This is a genomic window from Fuscovulum blasticum DSM 2131 (assembly GCF_003034965.1).
Classification (GTDB): domain Bacteria; phylum Pseudomonadota; class Alphaproteobacteria; order Rhodobacterales; family Rhodobacteraceae; genus Pseudogemmobacter; species Pseudogemmobacter blasticus.
This window is the reverse complement of record NZ_PZKE01000018.1, coordinates 1-18,359: the sequence shown is the minus strand read 5'-3', so window position 1 is coordinate 18,359 and position 18,359 is coordinate 1. Positions and strand designations below refer to the sequence as shown.

General features: G+C 66.6%; 15 protein-coding genes and 1 pseudogene. 7 read left to right on the top strand and 9 right to left on the bottom strand.

Annotated features, from left to right (window positions below):
* Positions 1–25: 25 nt before the first annotated feature.
* Complete coding sequence (locus C5F44_RS15060; protein ID WP_107674371.1) at positions 26–1,372, bottom strand: ABC transporter substrate-binding protein; 1,347 nt, start codon at positions 1,370–1,372, stop codon at positions 26–28.
* A gap of 243 nt (positions 1,373–1,615) precedes the next feature.
* Here C5F44_RS15060 and C5F44_RS15055 point away from each other — a divergent pair, with 243 nt between their 5' ends.
* The 3 genes from C5F44_RS15055 to C5F44_RS15045 are packed head-to-tail and all read left to right on the top strand — an operon-like array spanning position 1,616 to position 4,997.
* Complete coding sequence (locus C5F44_RS15055; protein ID WP_107674370.1) at positions 1,616–2,647, top strand: LacI family DNA-binding transcriptional regulator; 1,032 nt, start codon at positions 1,616–1,618, stop codon at positions 2,645–2,647.
* A gap of 28 nt (positions 2,648–2,675) precedes the next feature.
* Positions 2,676–4,007 carry a GH1 family beta-glucosidase gene (locus C5F44_RS15050; protein WP_107674369.1) on the top strand — a complete coding sequence of 444 codons (1,332 nt, stop codon included), beginning with the start codon at positions 2,676–2,678 and terminating at the stop codon, positions 4,005–4,007.
* Positions 4,008–4,016: 9 nt separating this feature from the next.
* Positions 4,017–4,997 carry a glucokinase gene (locus C5F44_RS15045; protein ID WP_412917555.1) on the top strand — a complete coding sequence of 327 codons (981 nt, stop codon included), beginning with the start codon at positions 4,017–4,019 and terminating at the stop codon, positions 4,995–4,997.
* Between the two features lie 90 nt (positions 4,998–5,087).
* Here C5F44_RS15045 and C5F44_RS15040 read toward each other — a convergent pair whose 3' ends face one another.
* Both C5F44_RS15040 and C5F44_RS15035 read right to left on the bottom strand, forming a co-directional pair.
* Positions 5,088–5,747, bottom strand: a complete 660-nt coding sequence (locus C5F44_RS15040) for an alpha/beta hydrolase (protein ID WP_107674368.1) — start codon at positions 5,745–5,747, stop codon at positions 5,088–5,090.
* A complete protein-coding gene (locus C5F44_RS15035; protein WP_107674367.1) occupies positions 5,744–6,376 on the bottom strand; it encodes a DNA-3-methyladenine glycosylase family protein in 633 nt (210 codons plus the stop codon). Before C5F44_RS15035 ends, C5F44_RS15040 begins: the two co-directional genes overlap by 4 nt.
* 40 nt (positions 6,377–6,416) lie before the next feature.
* Between C5F44_RS15035 and C5F44_RS15030 the strand changes: the two genes are divergently transcribed.
* Positions 6,417–7,628 (top strand): MFS transporter, encoded by a 1,212-nt coding sequence (locus C5F44_RS15030; RefSeq protein WP_181318291.1) that lies wholly within the window; start codon positions 6,417–6,419, stop codon positions 7,626–7,628.
* A gap of 9 nt (positions 7,629–7,637) precedes the next feature.
* Here C5F44_RS15030 and C5F44_RS15025 read toward each other — a convergent pair whose 3' ends face one another.
* From C5F44_RS15025 to C5F44_RS15010, 4 genes are all read right to left on the bottom strand, one after another.
* The gene (locus C5F44_RS15025) at positions 7,638–8,396 is read right to left on the bottom strand and encodes a phytoene/squalene synthase family protein (protein WP_107674366.1); all 759 of its coding nucleotides are present in this window, start codon (positions 8,394–8,396) and stop codon (positions 7,638–7,640) included.
* A complete protein-coding gene (cimA, locus tag C5F44_RS15020) occupies positions 8,393–10,030 on the bottom strand; it encodes a citramalate synthase (protein ID WP_107674365.1) in 1,638 nt (545 codons plus the stop codon). The genes C5F44_RS15025 and cimA overlap by 4 nt, the downstream gene beginning before the upstream one ends.
* Positions 10,027–11,628 carry a cysteine--tRNA ligase gene (cysS, locus tag C5F44_RS15015; protein ID WP_107674364.1) on the bottom strand — a complete coding sequence of 534 codons (1,602 nt, stop codon included), beginning with the start codon at positions 11,626–11,628 and terminating at the stop codon, positions 10,027–10,029. Before cysS ends, cimA begins: the two co-directional genes overlap by 4 nt.
* 246 nt (positions 11,629–11,874) lie before the next feature.
* Complete coding sequence (locus C5F44_RS15010; protein WP_107674363.1) at positions 11,875–12,498, bottom strand: DUF6778 family protein; 624 nt, start codon at positions 12,496–12,498, stop codon at positions 11,875–11,877.
* A 183-nt stretch (positions 12,499–12,681) separates the two neighbouring features.
* Between C5F44_RS15010 and C5F44_RS15005 the strand changes: the two genes are divergently transcribed.
* Together C5F44_RS15005 and C5F44_RS15000 are read left to right on the top strand one after the other, a co-directional pair.
* Complete coding sequence (locus C5F44_RS15005) at positions 12,682–14,070, top strand: pyridoxal phosphate-dependent decarboxylase family protein (RefSeq protein ID WP_107674362.1); 1,389 nt, start codon at positions 12,682–12,684, stop codon at positions 14,068–14,070.
* 60 nt (positions 14,071–14,130) lie between these two features.
* Entirely contained in the window at positions 14,131–14,607 is a 477-nt protein-coding gene (locus C5F44_RS15000) for a hypothetical protein (protein WP_107674361.1), read from the top strand.
* A 25-nt stretch (positions 14,608–14,632) separates the two neighbouring features.
* Here the strand turns inward: C5F44_RS15000 and C5F44_RS14995 are convergent, their stop codons facing one another.
* Entirely contained in the window at positions 14,633–15,229 is a 597-nt protein-coding gene (locus C5F44_RS14995) for an outer membrane protein (protein ID WP_107674393.1), read from the bottom strand.
* A gap of 220 nt (positions 15,230–15,449) precedes the next feature.
* Positions 15,450–17,258 (bottom strand): ABC-F family ATP-binding cassette domain-containing protein, encoded by a 1,809-nt coding sequence (locus C5F44_RS14990; RefSeq protein WP_107674392.1) that lies wholly within the window; start codon positions 17,256–17,258, stop codon positions 15,450–15,452.
* A gap of 168 nt (positions 17,259–17,426) precedes the next feature.
* Between C5F44_RS14990 and C5F44_RS14985 the strand changes: the two are divergent.
* Positions 17,427–18,359: pseudogene (locus tag C5F44_RS14985) on the top strand (DUF4445 domain-containing protein); the annotation flags it as partial.

Here is an 18,359-nt window from a genome sequence, read left to right as displayed (position 1 = left end):
GCCCGCCCCGGTGTCTGGCGCCCGCTTACTTGGGCCAGCTTGCCTGGATCGCGTCGGCCACCTCTTGCGCCGACTTGCCGCCGACGAAATCGACCATGCCGGTCCAGAAGCTGCCTGCCCCCACGGAGCCCGGCATCAGGTCAGACCCGTCAAACCGGAAGGTGGTCGCGTTCAGCAGGATGTCGCCCATCTTCTTCATGGTAGGGTCGCCGTAGAGATCGGCATTGACGGTCTTCAGCGGCGTCAGGAAACTTTTCTGCGCCATCCAGACCTCATGCGCGATCGGGGTCTTCAGCCATTCGATGAAAGCCCGGCTCGCCGGCGTGTCCTTGGTGATGAAGGCCAGCGTGCCCGCGCCCAGCACCGGCTTGCCCAGATCCTTGCCGGCATAGGCCGGGAAGTAGAAGAAATCGGCATCCTGCCCCACGACCGTGCCTTCCGGGAAGAACGACGGAATGAAGCTGGCCTGATGGTGCAGATAGCACTGCGGCGGTGAGGTAAACAGGCCCTTGGGGCTGTCACGGAAGTCGGTCGAGGCCACCGCTGCGGCGCCCCCGGCGACAAAGGCATCGTTCTTGGCGAACCAGCCAAAGTCTTCGATGGCCCCCACCACTTCGGGGCTGTTGAAGGCCAGTTCATTGGTGGTCCAGCGGTCATAGACATCGGCCGGCTGGGTACGAAGCATCAGGTCTTCCACCCAGTCGGTCGCCGGCCAGCCGGTCGCCCCGCCGCTGCCCAGACCAATGCACCAGGGCGTGCCGCCATCGGCCACGATCTGTTCGGTCAGCGCCTTCAACTCTTCCATGGTCTGCGGCACTTCATAGCCCGCATCCTCGAAATTCTCGGGGCTGTACCAGACCAGCGATTTCACGTCGATCTTGTAGGGGAAGGCATAAAGCGCCTTGGTTCCGTCCGGCCCGGCATAGCTGCCCAGGCCGACCCAGCTATCCCCGGCGGCATAGTTCTCGGCCAGCCATTTCTGCGTGTCCTCGCCCAGCGGGGTGACGAAGCCGCGCTTGACCAGATCGGCGATCAGGCCGGGCTGCGGCAGGATCGCGATGTCGGGCGGGCTGCCGGCCTGGGCGTCGATGACGATCTGCTGCTCGTAATTCTCGGACGACGAATAGTTGACCTTCACCCCCGAGGCGGCGGTGAAATAGGCCAGCATGACTTCGACAAGAACCTGATCTTCCCCGCGCCAGGGACCGAAGATCGTCAGCGTCTGGCCTTCCAGATTGGTTGCCTCGTCAAAGGCCTTGTAGCTGTCCCAGTTGAAGGCCCCTTCGCCGATGGGGAATTTCAGATCCTGGGCCAGCGCACCCTGCGCCCCCAGAGCCAGCACCGCGGCGCTGACATAAAGCCTCGTCATCATTCGCAACCCTCCCGGTTTCCCCGCGCAGCGGCGGGGCGATCACCCGAAGCGGCAGAATCGACGCCAAACCGCTTTGGGTGGGAAACCCTTGCCGATCCGCCCTTCTGAGTCAAATTCAAAGCGCTTTTGCACCCGCAGCAATGACCTGCATCAACTGGATTGTCTGCAAGCGAATGGCTTTGACTCCTGCCACCGGGGCGATAATGTTCATCCGATTGAAACCGTTTTGGGCGCACATCAGCCATGAACCTGAAGGAACTCGCCACCAAGCTGGGCCTGTCGCCCACCACGGTGTCGCGTGCGCTCAACGATTATCCCGAAGTGAACGAGGTCACCCGCCAGCGGGTCAAGGCGGCCGCCAAGCGGCACAACTATCACCCCAATGCCCGCGCCATCCGGCTGGCCACGGGCCGCGCCATGGCCATCGGCCACGTCATTCCGCTGGCCACCCGGCATGAGATCGTGAACCCCGTCTTCGCCGATTTCATCGCCGGCGCGGGAGAGGTCTATTCCCGCAACGACCATGACATGGTTCTGTCCGTGGTGCCCGATGACGAAGAAGACGCGGCCTATCGCGCGCTGCGCTCCAAGGGCAATGTCGATGGCGTCATCGTGCATGGCCCCCGCATGGAAGACCACCGCATCGCCCTTCTGCATGAGATCGGGCTGCCCTTCGTGGTGCATGGCCGCGCCTCGGGCGTGACACTGCCCTACCCTTGGGTCGATGTGAACAACCGCCGCGCCTTTCACCGCGCGACAGACTTCCTGCTCGATCTTGGCCACCGGCGCATCGCGCTGGTCAACGGGCTGGAGTTCATGGATTTCGCCATGCGCCGCCGCGGCGGCTATGTCGAGGCGCTGACGGCGCGCGGCCTGCCCCCTGATCCGGCGCTGATGGACAGCAACGAGATGACCGAGGTTTCCGGCTACCGCGCCGCGAAACGGATGCTGGCCTCCCCAACACCGCCGACCGCCTTCCTGGCCTCGTCGATGATCTCTGGCATGGGCATCCGCCGCGCGCTTGAGGAACATGGCCTGAAGCTGGGACGTGACATCAGCATCATCATCCATGATGACGATCTGTCCTACATGAAGAACGGCGAGGATGTGCCGATCTTCACCGCCACCCGGTCCTCGGTGCGAGAGGCGGGGCGGATCGCAGCCGACATGCTGCTGGGCCTGATCGCCCACCCGCAAGAGGTGCCTCCGACCCGCCTGCTTGAGGCCGATCTAGTGATCGGCCAGTCCACCGGCCCTGCCCCCCTGGCCGTCTAGGCCCCGCTTTCACTGTAAAGGTCTGACCATGCTGCCTGCCCGTGCCCAGTTCCCAGAAGGCTTTCTTTTCGGCACCGCCACCTCGGCCTATCAGATTGAAGGTCATGCCTTCGGCGGCGCCGGCCGCACCCATTGGGATGATTTCGCCGACACGCCGGGCAATGTGGTCCGGGCCGAAACCGGCGCGCGCGCCTGCGACCATTACCACCGCTGGCCCGAGGATCTGGACCTGATCGCCGGGGCCAATCTGGATGCCTACCGCTTCTCGGCCAGTTGGGCGCGCGTGCTGCCCGAAGGCCGGGGCACCCCCAACCCCGAGGGCCTTGATTTCTATGACCGGCTGGTCGATGGCATGGTCGAACGCGGGTTGAAACCGGCGCTGACGCTGTATCACTGGGAACTGCCCTCGGCGCTGGCCGACCTTGGCGGCTGGCGCAACCGCGACATCGCCGGCTGGTTCGCCGACTATACCGAGGTGCTGATGCGCCGCATCGGGGATCGCGTCTGGTCCGCCGCCCCGATCAACGAACCCTGGTGCGTCGGCTGGCTGTCGCATTTCATGGGCATCCACGCCCCCGGCCTGCGCGACATCCGCGCCACGGCCCGGGCCATGCACCATGTCCTGCTGGCCCATGGCCGCGCGATCGAGGTCATGCGCGGCCTTGGCCACCGCAACCTTGGCGCGGTCTGCAACCTGGAATGGGCCGATCCGGTGGATGACAGCCCCGAAGCCGCCGCCGCCGCCGCCCGGTATGACGCGATCTACAACCGCTGGTTCCTGGGCGCGATCTTCCGCAAGGAATACCCCGCGCTGGCGCTGGAAGGGCTTGAGCCGCACATGCCCCCCGGCTGGCAGGACGACATGGATCTGATCGGCACCCCGGTGGACTGGTGCGGCCTGAACTACTACACCCGCAAGAACCTTGCCCCCGCCCCCGGCCCCTGGCCGCAATATGCCGAGATCGACGGCCCGCTGCCGAAAACCCAGATGGGTTGGGAAATCTACCCCGAGGGGCTTGAGAAATTCCTGCTGCGCACGCAGGCCGAATATTCCCGCGGCCTGCCGATCTACATCACCGAAAACGGCATGGCCTCGGCGGAAGTGCCGGTCGTGGACGGCATGGTCGATGACCCCGAACGCATCGACTACCTGTCGCAGCATCTGGCCGCCGTGCAGCGGGCCATTGCGCAGGGGGCCAATGTGCAGGGCTATTTCTGCTGGTCCATGCTGGACAATTATGAATGGTCGCTCGGCTATGAAAAGCGGTTCGGTCTGGTCCATGTCGATTTCGACAGCTTGAAGCGGACCCCGAAATCCTCGTATCTCGCCCTGGCGCGGGCCCTGGCGCGCAACGGTTAGGATGGTGCGATGATGGACGGACTGGCGCTTCTGGCAGACATCGGCGGCACGAATACCCGCGTGGCACTGGCGCAAGGGACACAGGTGCTGCCCGACACGATCCGCCGCTTCCCGAACGCCGATTACAAGGCGCGCGGTCAGGACATCGCGCAGATCCTGCGCGACTACCTTGACCAGACCGGGGCGCAGGTGGCCGGGCTTTGCGTGGCCGCCGCCGGCCCGGTGCAGGATGGCGTTGCCAGCATGACCAACCTCGACTGGACGATGGATGCGCCCAAGCTGCGCGCGGCCAGCGGCGCGGGCCGGGTGGCGATCCTGAACGATCTTCAGGCGCAAGGACATGCCCTTGGGCATATCGCCGCCGCAAACCTGCGCCCGGTGATCAAGGGGCCGCAGGTCACGGGCGGCTCGATGCTGGTGGTGGGGCTGGGCACCGGGGTCAATGCCGCCCCCGTGCATGGCCACGGCGCGCAGCGGGTGGTTCCGGCCTCGGAATGTGGCCATGTGAACATGCCCGTCCGCAACGATGAGGATTTCCGCCTGATGCGCTTCATCGAGGCGCGGCTGGCCGCCGAAGGCGAGATCGCCCATTGCGGCGTGGAAGAAGTGCTGGCCGGGCGCGGCCTTGGCAATCTTTGCGCCTTTGCCGCGGCCGAGGCCGGCGGGTCAGACAGCCGCAAGTCGGCCGAGGTGCTGGCCGATCTGGCGGCGGGCGAAGCCGTCGCCACCCATGCCGCCCGGCTTTACACCCGCATCCTGGCGCAGACCCTGGCCGATCTGGCGCTGATCCACCTGCCCTATGGCGGCATCTACCTGATCGGCGGCATGGCCCGCGCCATGACCCCGCATTTCGCCCGCTTCGGCCTGACCGAAACCTTCCGCGAACCGCGCCGGGTTGACCTGCTGACGCAGGCCTTCTCGGTCACCGTGGTGGAAGACGACTACGCCGCGCTCACCGGCTGCGCCGCCTGGCTGCAAGCCTCGGCCTGACCCGGCCCGCGACCCCGGCCCGCTTTCATCTGTCCGAATATATCCCGGGGGCGTCCTCGCCCGCCCGGGGCGAGGACGGGGCAGCGCCCCCTAGCCCGGCAGCCGTTCGCGCAGGAACTGCAAGGCCACGCCCAGCCCGTCTGGCGCGATGCCGTGGCCGGTGCCCTTCATGACATGGCCATAGGTCTGGAACCCCGCCGCGACCAGCGCGTCACCCGCCCGGCCCATGTCGGCGAAGGGAACCACCGGATCTTCATCGCCATGCACCAGCAGCACGGGCGGCTTCACCACCGCCTCGGCCGCCAGACGCTCAGGCGCCAGCAGCCGGCCCGAGATCGCCACCACCCCGGCGATGGCCTCGGCCCGCCGCGGCGCCACCTGCAGCGACATCATCGCCCCCTGGCTGAACCCGACCAGCGCCAGCGCGGCAGGGGTCAGCCCCTCCTCGGCCAGACGCGCGTCAAGAAAGCCGTTCAGGTCTTGCGCAGCGCGCAGCAACCCGTCGCGCGCCGCTTCCTCGCTGCTGCCGTCCAGCCACGGGATCGGGAACCACTGCCGGCCGAACGGGTTGCCCGAACAGGGCTCGGGCGCGTCGGGGGCCAGGAAGGCCGTGCCTGGCAGATGCGGCGCCAGCACGTCGGCCAGCCCCAGCAAATCGGCCCCGTCGGCCCCATAGCCATGCAGGAACACCACCAGCGATGTCGCCGTGCCGGGGGCCGCGCCCTTGCGGCCGAACTCAAGCTCTCTCATCCGCCCACTCCTTCGCGGCCCTTTGCCACCCGGTAGTAGGCCCAGAGCACGCGGGCCGCAACCGCCCGCCAGGGCCGCCAGTCCTCGGCCAGCGCCCGCAAGGCCCGTTCGCCCGGCCGTTCGGGCAGGTCGAACAGCAGCCGCGCGCCCTCTTGCAGCGCAAGGTCGCCCGCGGCGAAGACATCGGCGCGGCCAAGGGCGAACTTGGCATAGATCTCCGCCGTCCAGCGCCCGATGCCCGGCACCGCGACCAGCGTCGCGATCACCGTCTCGTCGGGCATCCGCGCCAGCGCGTCATAGTCGATGCCGGCCTGCGCCAGCGCCAGCGCGTAGCGCGCCTTCTGCCGGCTCAAGCCAGCCGCCCGCAGCGCCGTCTCCTCCGTCGCGGCCACCGTGGCCGCATCCAGAAACCCCGCCGCCGCCATCCGCCCCCGGATCGCCGCCGCCGAGGCGACCGAGACCTGCTGCCCGATGATCGCATCCATCAGCGCGGCAAAGCCGCCGGCATGGCGGCGCAGCGGCAGCGGCCCCACCTCGGCCAGCGCGGCGGCAAAGCGCGGCTCGCGCGCCGCCAGCCAGGCCGCGCCTTCGGCCACGTCCTGCGGCCCCTCGATGATCCGTCCGACCATATGCCCCCCTTGCAGGCCCTGCCCGAACCCCCTACGCCTGATGCCCATGTCAGACCGCATTGCCAAACGCAACGTCGCCGTTCTGGTCGCCGCCCAGGCGATTCTGGGCGCGCAACTGCCGATGATCTTCACCGTGGCGGGCCTTGCCGGCCAGTCGCTGGCGCCGAATGCCTGCTGGGCCACGCTGCCGATCTCGATGGCGGTGATCGGCTCCATGCTGACCGCCACGCCGATCTCGGCCTTCATGCAGCGCCATGGCCGCGCGGCCGGCTTCGCGCTTGGCGCGGCGGGCGGCGCCATCGGCGGGGCGCTGGGGGCCTGGGCGCTGTATATCGCCAGCTTCCCGCTGTTTTGCCTTGGCGCTCTTTTCACCGGCATCTACATGAGCGCGCAAGGGTTCTTCCGCTTCGCCGCCGCCGACACCGCCTCGGCCGAGTTCCGACCCAAGGCGATTAGCTGGGTCATGGCGGGCGGCCTTCTGTCGGCGGTCTTCGGCCCCGAACTGGTGAAACTGACCGACGACATGCACGTCGTCTCGTTCCTTTACACCTATGCGCTGGTGGTGGTGCTGAACGTGGTCGGTGTCGGCCTGTTTGCCCTGCTACGCATCCCGCGCCCGCCGGTCCCCGTGCAGGGCGCCCCGCTGGGCCGCAGCCGGGGCGAGCTGATCCGAACCCCCGCCATCGCCGTGGCGATGATCTGCGCCACCGTCTCTTACGCGCTGATGAACCTGGTCATGACCTCGTCCCCGCTGGCGGTGGTTGGCTGCGGCTATCACAACGACGATGCGGCGAATATCGTGCAGGCGCATGTACTGGCGATGTATCTGCCCAGTTTCTTCACCGGCCATCTGATTGCCCGTTTCGGGGTCGAACGGATCATCGCGCTTGGGCTGATGATCCTGGCCGGGTCCGGTGCGGTGGCGATGTCGGGCGTGCAGCTTGAGAATTTCTATGCCGCGCTCATCCTGCTGGGCCTTGGCTGGAACTTCGGCTTCATCGGCGCCACCACGATGCTGGCCGGCGCGCAGCGCCCCGAGGAACGCGGCCGCCTGCAAGGCCTGAACGACCTGATCGTGTTTGGCGGCGTGACGCTGGCCAGCTTCTCGTCCGGCGGGCTGATGAACTGTTCGGGCGGCTCGGTCGAGGCGGGCTGGCAACTGGTCAACATGGCCATGCTGCCCTTCCTGATCGCCGCCGGGGCCGCGCTGATCTGGCTGTGGATGCGGCCGCAGGAATTCCGCAGCCGCTGACCGCGGTCGTTACCAGCGCCCGGTCAGGGCCTGCCATAGCAGCCCGCCGCGGCGGCGGAATTCGGGCAGATGCAACCGCCCCTCGGTCACCGCGGCCGGATCGCGCGCCGCCAGTGCCAGCAGGCCGCCCGCCTGCCACCCCGCCAGCAGCGCCGGGGCCAGACCGCGGGGAACCGTGGCCCGCGCCGCCCGCGCCTGCGCCAGCCGGTCCAGCCCCGCTTGCGCCAGATCGGCCACGGCAACGCCTTCGGGCAGCGGATGCCGCCCCCGCGCCTCCAACTCGGGCACCGCGCGCAGGAAATTCGCCAGACCCGCCGCCCAGCCATAGGCCCGCACGGCGGCCTCGGCCCCGTCCGGCGCCCCCAGCGCGCGCGCGGCCAGCCACATCAGCCCGCCGGCGGTTTCCTGAATATAGCCGTCAAAGGCGGCGCGATCCTCGAACGGCTCGCGCCAGACATCCCAGCGCCGCGCCGCAACCAGCCGGTCCAGCACCGCAACCGGCAGGCCCGCATCGCGGATCAGCGCCTGCAAGGGTCCGGCCACCTCATGCGCGCGGGGGCTGTCCTCGGTCACCACATCACGCCAGAACTGCAGCCGCATCTCGGCGATCAGCGGCTCCTGCGTGACCCAGGGCGCGCGCGCCACCTCCAGATTGAAGGCATAAAGCGGCAAAAGCTGTTCGCGCGCCCAGAGCGGCGCCGCGCGCACGGTCAGAAAGCGGTCTGGATCGCCGCGTTCCACCAGCCGGGCGCAGGCCTCAAGGCTCATGGCGCCACGGCCTCGACCGGCTGGCCGATGTCGCGGATCAGCTTCCACTGGATCGCATCCAGCAGCGCCTCGAAGCTGGCGTCCACGATGTTCGGGCTGACGCCGACCGTGGACCAGCGCCGCCCCTGCCCGTCCTCGCTGTCGATGATGACCCGCGTCACCGCCTCGGTCCCGCCTTGCGTGATGCGCACCTTGAAGTCGACCAGCTTCATGTCGTCGATACAGGCCTGATAGGGCCCCAGATCCTTGGCCAGCGCCTTGGCCAGCGCGTTGACAGGCCCCCGGTCCTGCCCCGTGCCATCCATGCTGTCGCTGACCGACATCGCCTTGCGGCCACCGATCTTGACCACCACCACCGCTTCGGAGAGCGAGATCATCCGGTCATACTTGTTCTTCCGCCGCTCGACCGTGACGCGGTAGCGCTTGACCTCAAAGAACGCCGGGCACAGGCCCAGTTCGCGGCGGGCGACCAGTTCGAAACTGGCCTGCGCCCCGTCATAGGCATAACCCTGATCCTCATGCTCCTTCACCACCTCAAGGATGCGGGCCAGACGCGGATCCTTCGGATCAACCTCGATCCCGGCGCTGGCAAGGCGGGCGCGCAGGTTCGACTGGCCGGCCTGGTTCGACATCGGAATGACGCGGGCATTGCCCACCGTCGCCGGGTCGATGTGTTCATAGGTGGTGGGGTCTTTCAGGATGGCGCTGGCATGGAGCCCGGCCTTGTGGGCAAAGGCGCTGGCGCCGATATAGGGCGCGCTGCGCAGCGGCACCCGGTTCAGGATGTCGTCCAGCATCCGGCTGGTCTTGAGCAGCCCTTTCAGCGCCTCGGGCGTGACGCCGGTCTGAAAGCGGCTGGCATAGGGTTCCTTCAGAAGCAGCGTCGGGATCAGGCTGGTCAGGTTCGCGTTGCCGCAGCGTTCGCCAAGGCCGTTCAGCGTGCCCTGGATCTGGCGGCACCCCGCATTGACGGCGGCCAGAGAATTGGCCACCGCATTGCCGGTATCGTCATGGCAATGGATGCCAAGGCGGTCGCCGGGGATGCCGGCGGCAATCACCTCGGCCACGATGCGGCCCACATCCGCCGGCAGCGTGCCGCCATTGGTATCGCACAACACGACCCAGCGGGCACCCTCGTCCAGCGCGGCGCGCAGGCAGGACAGCGCATAGGCCGGGTCGGCCTTGTAGCCATCGAAGAAATGCTCGGCATCGAACAGCGCCTCGCGGCCCAGGGCGCGCAGATGGCGGAAGGTTTCGGCAATGGCCTCGCGGTTCTCGTCCAGAGTCACGCCAAGAGCGGTGGCGACGTGGAAGGTATGGGTCTTGCCCACCAGACAGACCGTGCCGGTGCCGGCGTTCAGCACGGCGGCCAGCACATCGTCATTGGCGGCAGACCGGCCCACGCGCTTGGTCATGCCGAAGGCGGTCATCCGCGCGCGGGTCTGCGGGGCCGTGGCGAAGAAATCGCTGTCGGTCGGGTTGGCGCCGGGCCAGCCCCCTTCGATGTAATCCACGCCAAGCCGGTCAAGCGCCTGGGCGATCTGGGCCTTCTCTGCGGCCGAGAACTGCACGCCCTGCGTCTGCTGGCCATCGCGCAGGGTGGTGTCGAAAAGGTAAAGGCGTTCGGGGGTCATACATCATACCCCGCGACTCGAACCAATTCGTAAAGCAAGTCGACATCAATGGTCTCAGGCACCTCGTCGACAATCACGACATGGCCATCCGTCAGATTGTTATTGCTATCAATCTCGGAAGAAAGCCAAACGTGACGGGATCGCGCAATTGATGCTAAGCTGTCGAAGTTCACGAACCGCTCGCTTTCGTCCTCACTCAACTCAGCCAATTTTTTCCAGCCGCGCTCCTGCCCAGCAAAGCTTGCAATCCAGGTTGGATTTTTTCCGTCAGCCACAGTAACCCCAGCGACTTCTAGAACCGCACGAAGAAAGTCAGAGGTCACATAGTCCTTCTCCGCCCTAACACGCTGTCGAAGAGCAAAAACACTCTCGACTTTGCCTCTCACGAGATCATCTACTTTAGGACGGAACCACGGGTCTGTGCCGGGCAAGAGAAGGCCAAGCAAGTTTGCAGACGCCCTGAGCTTGGAAAACTCTTTCGCCTTATACAGCTCACGAAGGCGGTTAATCGCGTCCGAAGTATTCAGATCATCTGCCAATGCATCAACAAAGGTATCATCCGCGCCTGCTGCCAGTTTGACTTCCTCCGTCGCAAACCACCAGTTCCGCAACTCCTTTCGCGCTGCAGTCACAGTTCCACGTCGCCAGTCCATCGGCTTGCGGTAATGCGTGCTCAGCAGGACAAACCGGATCACCTCGCCCGGAATCCCCTTGTTCAGCAGATCGCGCACGGTGAAGAAATTGCCCAGCGACTTGGACATCTTCTTGCCCTCGACCTGCAGCATCTCGTTGTGCAGCCAATAGCGGGCGAACTGGCCCTGCGGATGGGCGCAGCAGCTTTGGGCAATCTCGTTCTCGTGGTGGGGGAATTGCAGATCCAGGCCGCCGCCGTGGATGTCGAAACTGTCGCCCAGCAATTCATATGACATGGCCGAGCATTCGATGTGCCAGCCGGGGCGGCCCCGGCCCCAGGGGCTGTCCCATCCCGGCAGGTCGGCATCCGACGGCTTCCACAGCACGAAATCCATCGGGTCTTCCTTGTAGGGCGCGACCTCGACCCGCGCGCCGGCGATCATGTCATCGACGCTGCGCCCCGACAGCGCGCCATAGTCCTTGTAGGACCGCACGCGGAACAGGACATGCCCGTCCACCGCATAGGCGTGCCCCCGCCCGATCAGCCCCTCGATCATGGCAATCATCGCGCCGATGAATTCGGTCGCCCGCGGTTCGTGGCCGGGCCGCAGCGCGCCAAGCGCATCCATGTCGGCATGATACCAGGCGATGGTTTCCTCGGTCCGCTCGCGGATCAGCTCTTCCAGCGTCTCCGGCCGGCCAAGCGCCTTCCTGCGCTGCGCCTCGGCGTTGATCTTGTCATCCACGTCGGTGAAGTTGCGGACATAGGTCACATGATCGGCGCCGTAGACATGGCGGAGCAGCCGGTACAGCGTGTCGAACACCACCACCGGCCGGGCATTGCCCAGATGCGCCCGGTCATAGACGGTGGGGCCGCAGACATACATCCGCACATTGGCCGGATCGAGAGGAACGAACTCCTCCTTCCGGCGGGTCTTGGAATTGGTCAGGCGGATGGTGGTCATGTCAGTCGTCCCAAGGCGCAGGCAGGCTTCACCCTCGCGCGGGGACGGCTTTTCATCCGGGGGAATGACGAAGCGCCCGCGCGACCGAAGTCAGCGGGTAATGCAGCAGATGCGGATGTTGCGCAACGTCGTCATGCGGGGAAGTTAGCGCCCTTTTCCGGCGTCGCCAACAGGAAAAGATCCGCACCGCACATGACAAAGGGCGGCAGATCGCTCTGCCGCCCCTTGCCGCAAAAGAAGGCGCGATCAGTCGCCAGCGCGGCTGAAGCTGTTGCGCGGATCGGCGGCCAGGCTCAGCCAGCCGGCGATGGTGGTCGCCACATGGGCGGTGATCTGCGACCGCTGGGTTTCCCCACGGGCACGGGCCGCCTTCATCTGATCACCCGACAGGGCCGGGAGCGAGGCTTCGATCTCGGTCGGCGCAACCAGAACTTCGCCGGTGCGGGCGTCAACGACGCTGGCGGTGAAGTGGATGTTGTGCACGCCGGCATTCTGGAAGCGCTGTTCGGCTTCAAAGGTCAGGGCGTGGAACCGGCTGACAACGATGTCGAGATAGACGCCACGCTTGCCGCGCAGGCCCGACGCGCCGCGGGTGACCGCGTTCTTCAGCAGGGCCGCGACTTGCGCATGACGGTCGCCCAGCGGATCTTCGCGCCAGACAATGTCGGCAGCCGGAAGATAGGTGTGGGCTTCGCTGACCTTCAGCGATTGGGGAACGTTCACGCGCACACCGGCCAGCTTCCACTGACGGGAAACATCGGCGGGGATCGGCGCGGCATAGGCGGTGTGGAACGTGCCACCAACGCAACCAGCGGTCAGGGCAGCCGCGGCAACACCGGCGACAAGAACAAAACGACGGGAAACAGGCATTCGGTACCTCCTTAGCGAAAAACCGCCAGCACGGGCGGGGTGCGGGCATGACAGCGCCCCGGAAAGGAACTGGCTTTTTCGGGCCGGCCTCCGCACGAAGCGACCTTCCCATACCTCAGCCATCAGCACTTGACGAGAGTTTTTCTCCATCTGATCAGGGTGTCACAGGCAGGAGAGGCCGCCATGGATCATGAAGAGCTGAAGCATTGGTCGAAGCGGGCGGCCGACTGGACAGCCGAATACCACCAAGGGTTGCGCGATCGCCCCGTCAGGGCAAAAGTCGAGCCTGGCGCCATTGCCACGGAATTGCCGCAGTCCCCCCCGGAATACCCCGATTCGCCCGCAACAATCTGGGAGGACTTCTGCCGGATTGTCCCCAAAGGAATAACGCACTGGCAGCACCCCCGGTTCTTTGCCTACTTCCCGGCCAATGCCGCACCCGCCTCGATGCTGGCCGAGCAACTGGCCAATGCGATGTCGGCGCAGGCGATGCTGTGGCAGACCAGTCCGGCCGCGACCGAGATCGAACAGGTCATGATCGGATGGCTGACGCAGGCGCTGGGTCTGCCATCAGAACGTGTAGGCGTGATACATGATTCGGCCACGACAGCCACTCTGTCGGCCGTTCTGACCATGCGCGAACAGGCGCTGGACTGGGCCGGCCTGTCCCGGGGCCTGTCGGGGGCGCCACAACTTCGGATCTATGCCAGCCCCGAAACCCATTCCTCGATCGACAAGGCGGTGCGGCTTGCCGGGATCGGGCAGGACAATCTGGTCAAGGTGCCAACCGACGCAGGCCTGTCGATGAAACCCGGCGCCCTGGCCGGGGCCATCCGGGCCGACCGGGCGGCGGGGATGCTGCCGGCAGGCGTGATCCTCTGCGCCGGATCGACCGGCGTCGGGGCCTTCGACCGCATCGCCGATTGCATCGCCGTGGCCAGGGCCGAAGGGCTGCCCGTGCATGTCGATGCCGCCTGGGCCGGATCGGCGATGATCTGCCCCGAATTCCGCAACCTGTGGGCGGGCATCGAAGAGGCAGATTCCATCGTCTTCAACCCGCACAAATGGCTGGGCGTGCAGTTCGATTGCGCGGTGCAGTTCCTGCGCGATCCGGGGCCGCAGGTGCGGACCCTGGGGCTGCGGCCCAGCTATCTGGAAACCGCCGGACGGGAAGAGATCATCAACTTCAACGAATGGACCGTGCCGCTTGGCCGGCGGTTCCGCGCACTGAAGCTGTGGTTCGTGCTGCGGGCCTATGGTCTGGAAGGGCTGCGGACACGCATCCGCAACCATGTGGACTGGGCGCGCGAGGCCTGCGAGGCGCTGCGGGCCCTGCCGGGGCTGACCATCGTCACCGAACCCTCTCTGTCGTTGTTCAGCTTCCGGCTGGAGACTGAGGAGGCAACGGCGGCGCTGTTGCAGCGGATCAACGACGACGGGCGGATCTATCTGACCCAGACGCGCCACCAGGGGGAATTCGTGATCCGGGTGCAGGTGGGGCAGTTCGACTGCACCCGCGCGGATGTGCAGATGATCCCGGCGGTGGTGGCCGAGCTGATGCGGGAAATCTGACCTGTCCCGCGGTCGGCCCCGGTGGCACAATGGCCCCATCCCCCGCGGACGGAGATCGCGATGCTGATGCGCCCTGCCCTGGCCCTGGCCCTGCTGGCCAGCCCTGCCCTTGCGAAATCGCCCCGGGACATGATGTTCCCGTCGGATGCAAGCTGCTACCTGCGGCAATACACGCCGCTGCATCTGGCCGGCCACCCCGATCAGCGGGTGACGCTTGTCGCGCTGGGGCCGGTCTCGGGGGAATGGGGCGATCCGCGGTATCTGGTGCTGAGAGTGGCGCTGCATGTGCGCGGCACCTCGGAACGCTATCAGGGGGTCGCCTATTGCGAGAACGAGTCGGACCACCTCTATTGCCAGATGGAGGGTGATGCGGGCGGCTTCGTTCTGACACCGGGCCGTGACGGCGCCGTTCGCATGGCGCTGGGGCGCGGCGGCATCGGGTTCGAGGGGGCACAGGATTTCCTGGAACTCTCCGGCACGACGGGCGACGACCGGGTGTTCCTGCTGCCGGCCGTGCCGGCGGACGCCTGCCCCTGAGGGCAGGCGCCGGGCGCTTCGCGGATCAGAAGCGGAACGAGACCTTCGCCGCGACCGTGGTCGCGTCAAGATCGACGCCCGAATTGTCGAAGTTGTCGAACTTGTGGGCCAGCACTTCGCCGCCCAGCGTCCATTTGTCGTTCAGCGCATAGTCAAGACCGGCACCCAGGAAATAGCCGTTGTCCGACAGGCCGGCCCCGCCAACCGTGGCATCGGCCCAGGCAACGCCCGTGGTCGCGTAGACCAGCGTCTTGCCCAGATCAGCACCCGCCATCAGCTTGATGCGGGTCACGTTGTCCAGCGTGCCAAGGTTGCCGCCAAGGTCGGTGTCGTACTTGTCATAGCTGCCTTCGACACCCAGAACGGTCTTGCCCAGATCCCAGCGATAGCCGGCATGGACACCACCGCCCCAGCCATGGCCGTCAAGCCCGGCGCCGTTGGAATCGATGTCGCCATAGCCGACCTGACCACCCGCGTAGAAGCCCGACCAGTCGGTCGAGGGCATGTAGACCGGCGCCGGGGCCGGGGTCACGACAGGTTCAACCACCGGGGTCGACAGGCCACCGGCAAAGGCCGGGGCGGACAGCGCCGAAGCGGCAAGAATGATCGCAAGTTTTTTCATGTTCTGCTCCTTGGGTTCGCCGACACGCCAGACCCAAGGGGGGCCCGGCTGCGGCAACGCCCCTAAGGCTGGGCTCGCGCGGCAGGAGAAGCAATGACACCTCACGACCGCTTGAAGTGTCGTGTGCTGCGGTGGCGGAGGCTGGCCGATCAACGCCACCGAACCGGCCAGAACCAGCCGATCCGCGCCAGATCACGCAATCGGGACCGGCCTCGCCCTGTCAGGCCCGGTCGGCCAGCGCCAGCCATTCCTCTTCGGCGGCCTGCAAGGCAGCCTGCCGTTCGGTCAGCCCGTCGCTGGCCTTGCGGAACTTGACCGGCTCTTTTGTGAAAAGGTCGGGCTGGGCCAGAAACTCGGTCAGCTTGGCGATTTCGGCCTGCAACCGCTCCATCAGCGCGGGCAGATCGTCGAACCGCTTGCGCTCGGTAAAGGTCAGGCCTGACGCCTTTGGCTTGTCTGCCGGTTTCGCATCTTCCTTGCGGGCCGCGGGCCGAAGCGCCGCAGCGGCGGCGTCCACCGTTTCCGGCCGCTGGGCAACATAATCCGACCAGCCGCCGGGATAGACGCTGGCGCGCCCGTTGCCCTCCATCGCCACGGTGGTGGTGGCCACGCGGTCGATGAAATCGCGGTCATGGCTGACCAGCAGCACGGTGCCGTCAAATTCGCCCAGCGTATCTTGCAGCAGGTCCAGCGTTTCCACGTCAAGATCGTTGGTCGGTTCGTCCAGGATCAGCAGGTTCGACGACCGCGCCATGATGCGGGCCAGCAGAAGCCGCGCCTTCTCGCCCCCCGACAGCGATTTGACCGGCGCCCGCGCCTGCGCGTCGGTGAACAGGAAATCCTTGAGATAGCCCACCACATGCCGCGGCACACCGCGCACCATCACCTGATCCGACGCGCCCGAGACCTGCATCAGCGGGTCATTCGTCAGGCTGTCCCAAAGCGTCGCCTCGGGGTCCAGCGCCGAACGGGTCTGGTCGAAAACCGCAATCTCAAGGCTTGTGCCCAAGGATACGCTGCCGGAATCCGGCGGAAGATCGCCCGTCAACATCTTGAGAAGCGTGGTCTTTCCCACGCCGTTCGGCCCCACGAAGGCCACGCGGTCGCCGCGCAGCACGCGCAGGTCGAAATCACGGACGATGGTCTTGTCGCCGAAGGTCTTGGTCAGGCCCTTCGCCTCGATCACCTTCTTGCCCGACACCGGGCCGCTTTCCAGTTCCAGCGCGGCGGTGCCCTGCCGGCGGATCTGCGAGGCGCGTTCCGCCCGCAGCGCCTGCAAGGCGCGGACGCGGCCCTGATTGCGCTTGCGGCGGGCGGAGATGCCTTCGACGGCCCATTTCGCCTCGGCCTTGATCTTGCGGTCCAGCTTGTGGCGAGCCTCGTCTTCCTCGGCCCAGATGGTTTCGCGCCATTCCTCGAACCCGTCGAAGCCGGATTCGCGGCGGCGCACCTCGCCCCGGTCGATCCAGAGCGTGGCCTTGGTCAGCGCGCGCAGGAAGGCGCGGTCGTGGCTGATCAGCACAAAGCCGGCGCGGGTCTGCGCCAGTTCAGCCTCAAGCCATTCGATGGCCTGAATGTCCAGATGGTTGGTCGGCTCGTCCAGCAGCATCAGCTCCGGCGCCTCGGCCAGCAGCTTGGCCAGCGCGGCGCGGCGGCGTTCCCCACCCGAAGCCGTGGCAACCGGGGTTTCAGGGTTGAACTTCAGCCCCTCAGCCACGACGGCCAGGCGATAGGCTTCCCCATCGGGCAGGCCTTGCGCGGCATAGTCGCCCAGCGTGGCAAAGGCCGACAGGTCCGGGTCTTGCTCCATATAGCCGACCGTCACCCCGGCGGGCACGATCCGCTCGCCCCGGTCGGCCTCGACCAGACCGGCCATGACCTTCATCAGAGTGGACTTGCCGCTGCCGTTGCGGCCGACAAGGGCCACCCGGTCGCCCGGCTGGATCACCAGCGACAGGTCGTCAAAAACGGGATCGCCGCCAAAGGTCAGCGAAATGCGGTTCAGTTGCAGAAGGGGTGCGCGCGCCATGGGCCGCAGGTATGCGGGGAACCGGCCGCCGTCAACGGGGGGCATCGGGGTCCGAAACGCCGCCAACCCGGCCCGCCGCCGCAACCGACATCTGATTTGCCGCATTGGAACCTTGCGCCGGGGGCCACCGGGCCTAAGAAGAGGATCGCGCGCGAGCAGGAGACGGACATGGCTGACGATGCACTGGTGATCTTCACCCCCTCGGGCAAACGGGGGCGGTTCGCCCTGGGAACGCCGGTGCTGACGGCCGCGCGCCAGTTGGGGGTGGACCTCGATTCGGTCTGCGGCGGGCGCGGCATCTGTTCCAAATGCCAGATCACCCCGGGCTATGGCGAATTTCCCAAGCACGGGCTGACCGTGGCCGCCGACGCGCTGTCGGACTGGAACCCCGTCGAAGAGCGGTACAAGCGCATTCGCGGGCTGATCGACGGGCGGCGGCTGGGCTGTCAGGCCAAGGTGATGGGCGATGTGGTCATCGACGTGCCGCCGGAAAGCCAGGTGCACAAGCAGGTGATCCGCAAATCGGCCACCGAGCGGCACATCGAGATGGACCCGGCCACGCGGGCGGTCTTCGTCGAGGTGCAGGAACCCGACATGCACGAACCGACCGGCGATTTCGAACGTCTGGTGCAGGCGCTGAAGGACCAGTGGCAGATCGAGGGCGTCGAGGCGGGGCTGGACATCCTGCGCCGGTTGCAGCCCGTGCTGCGCAAGGGCGAATGGAAGGCGACGGTGGTTCTGAACCGCGGCAACCACGACGCGGCGCATCGCGTGCTGGACATCTTCCCCGGCTTCCATGACGGGCCGCTGTACGGGCTGGCGGTGGACCTTGGCTCCACCACCATCGCGGCGCATCTGTGCGACCTGTCGGATGGCAAGGTGCTGGCGTCCAGCGGCCTGATGAACCCGCAGATCCGCTTTGGCGAGGATCTGATGAGCCGGGTTTCCTATGCGATGATGAACCCCGGCGGCGATGTCGAGATGACCCGGGCGGTGCGCGAGGCGCTGGACAGCCTGGCCCGCGCCATCGCGCAGGAAGCCGGCGTCGAGCCGGGCGCGATCTACGAGATGGTGATCGTGTGCAACCCGGTGATGCACCAC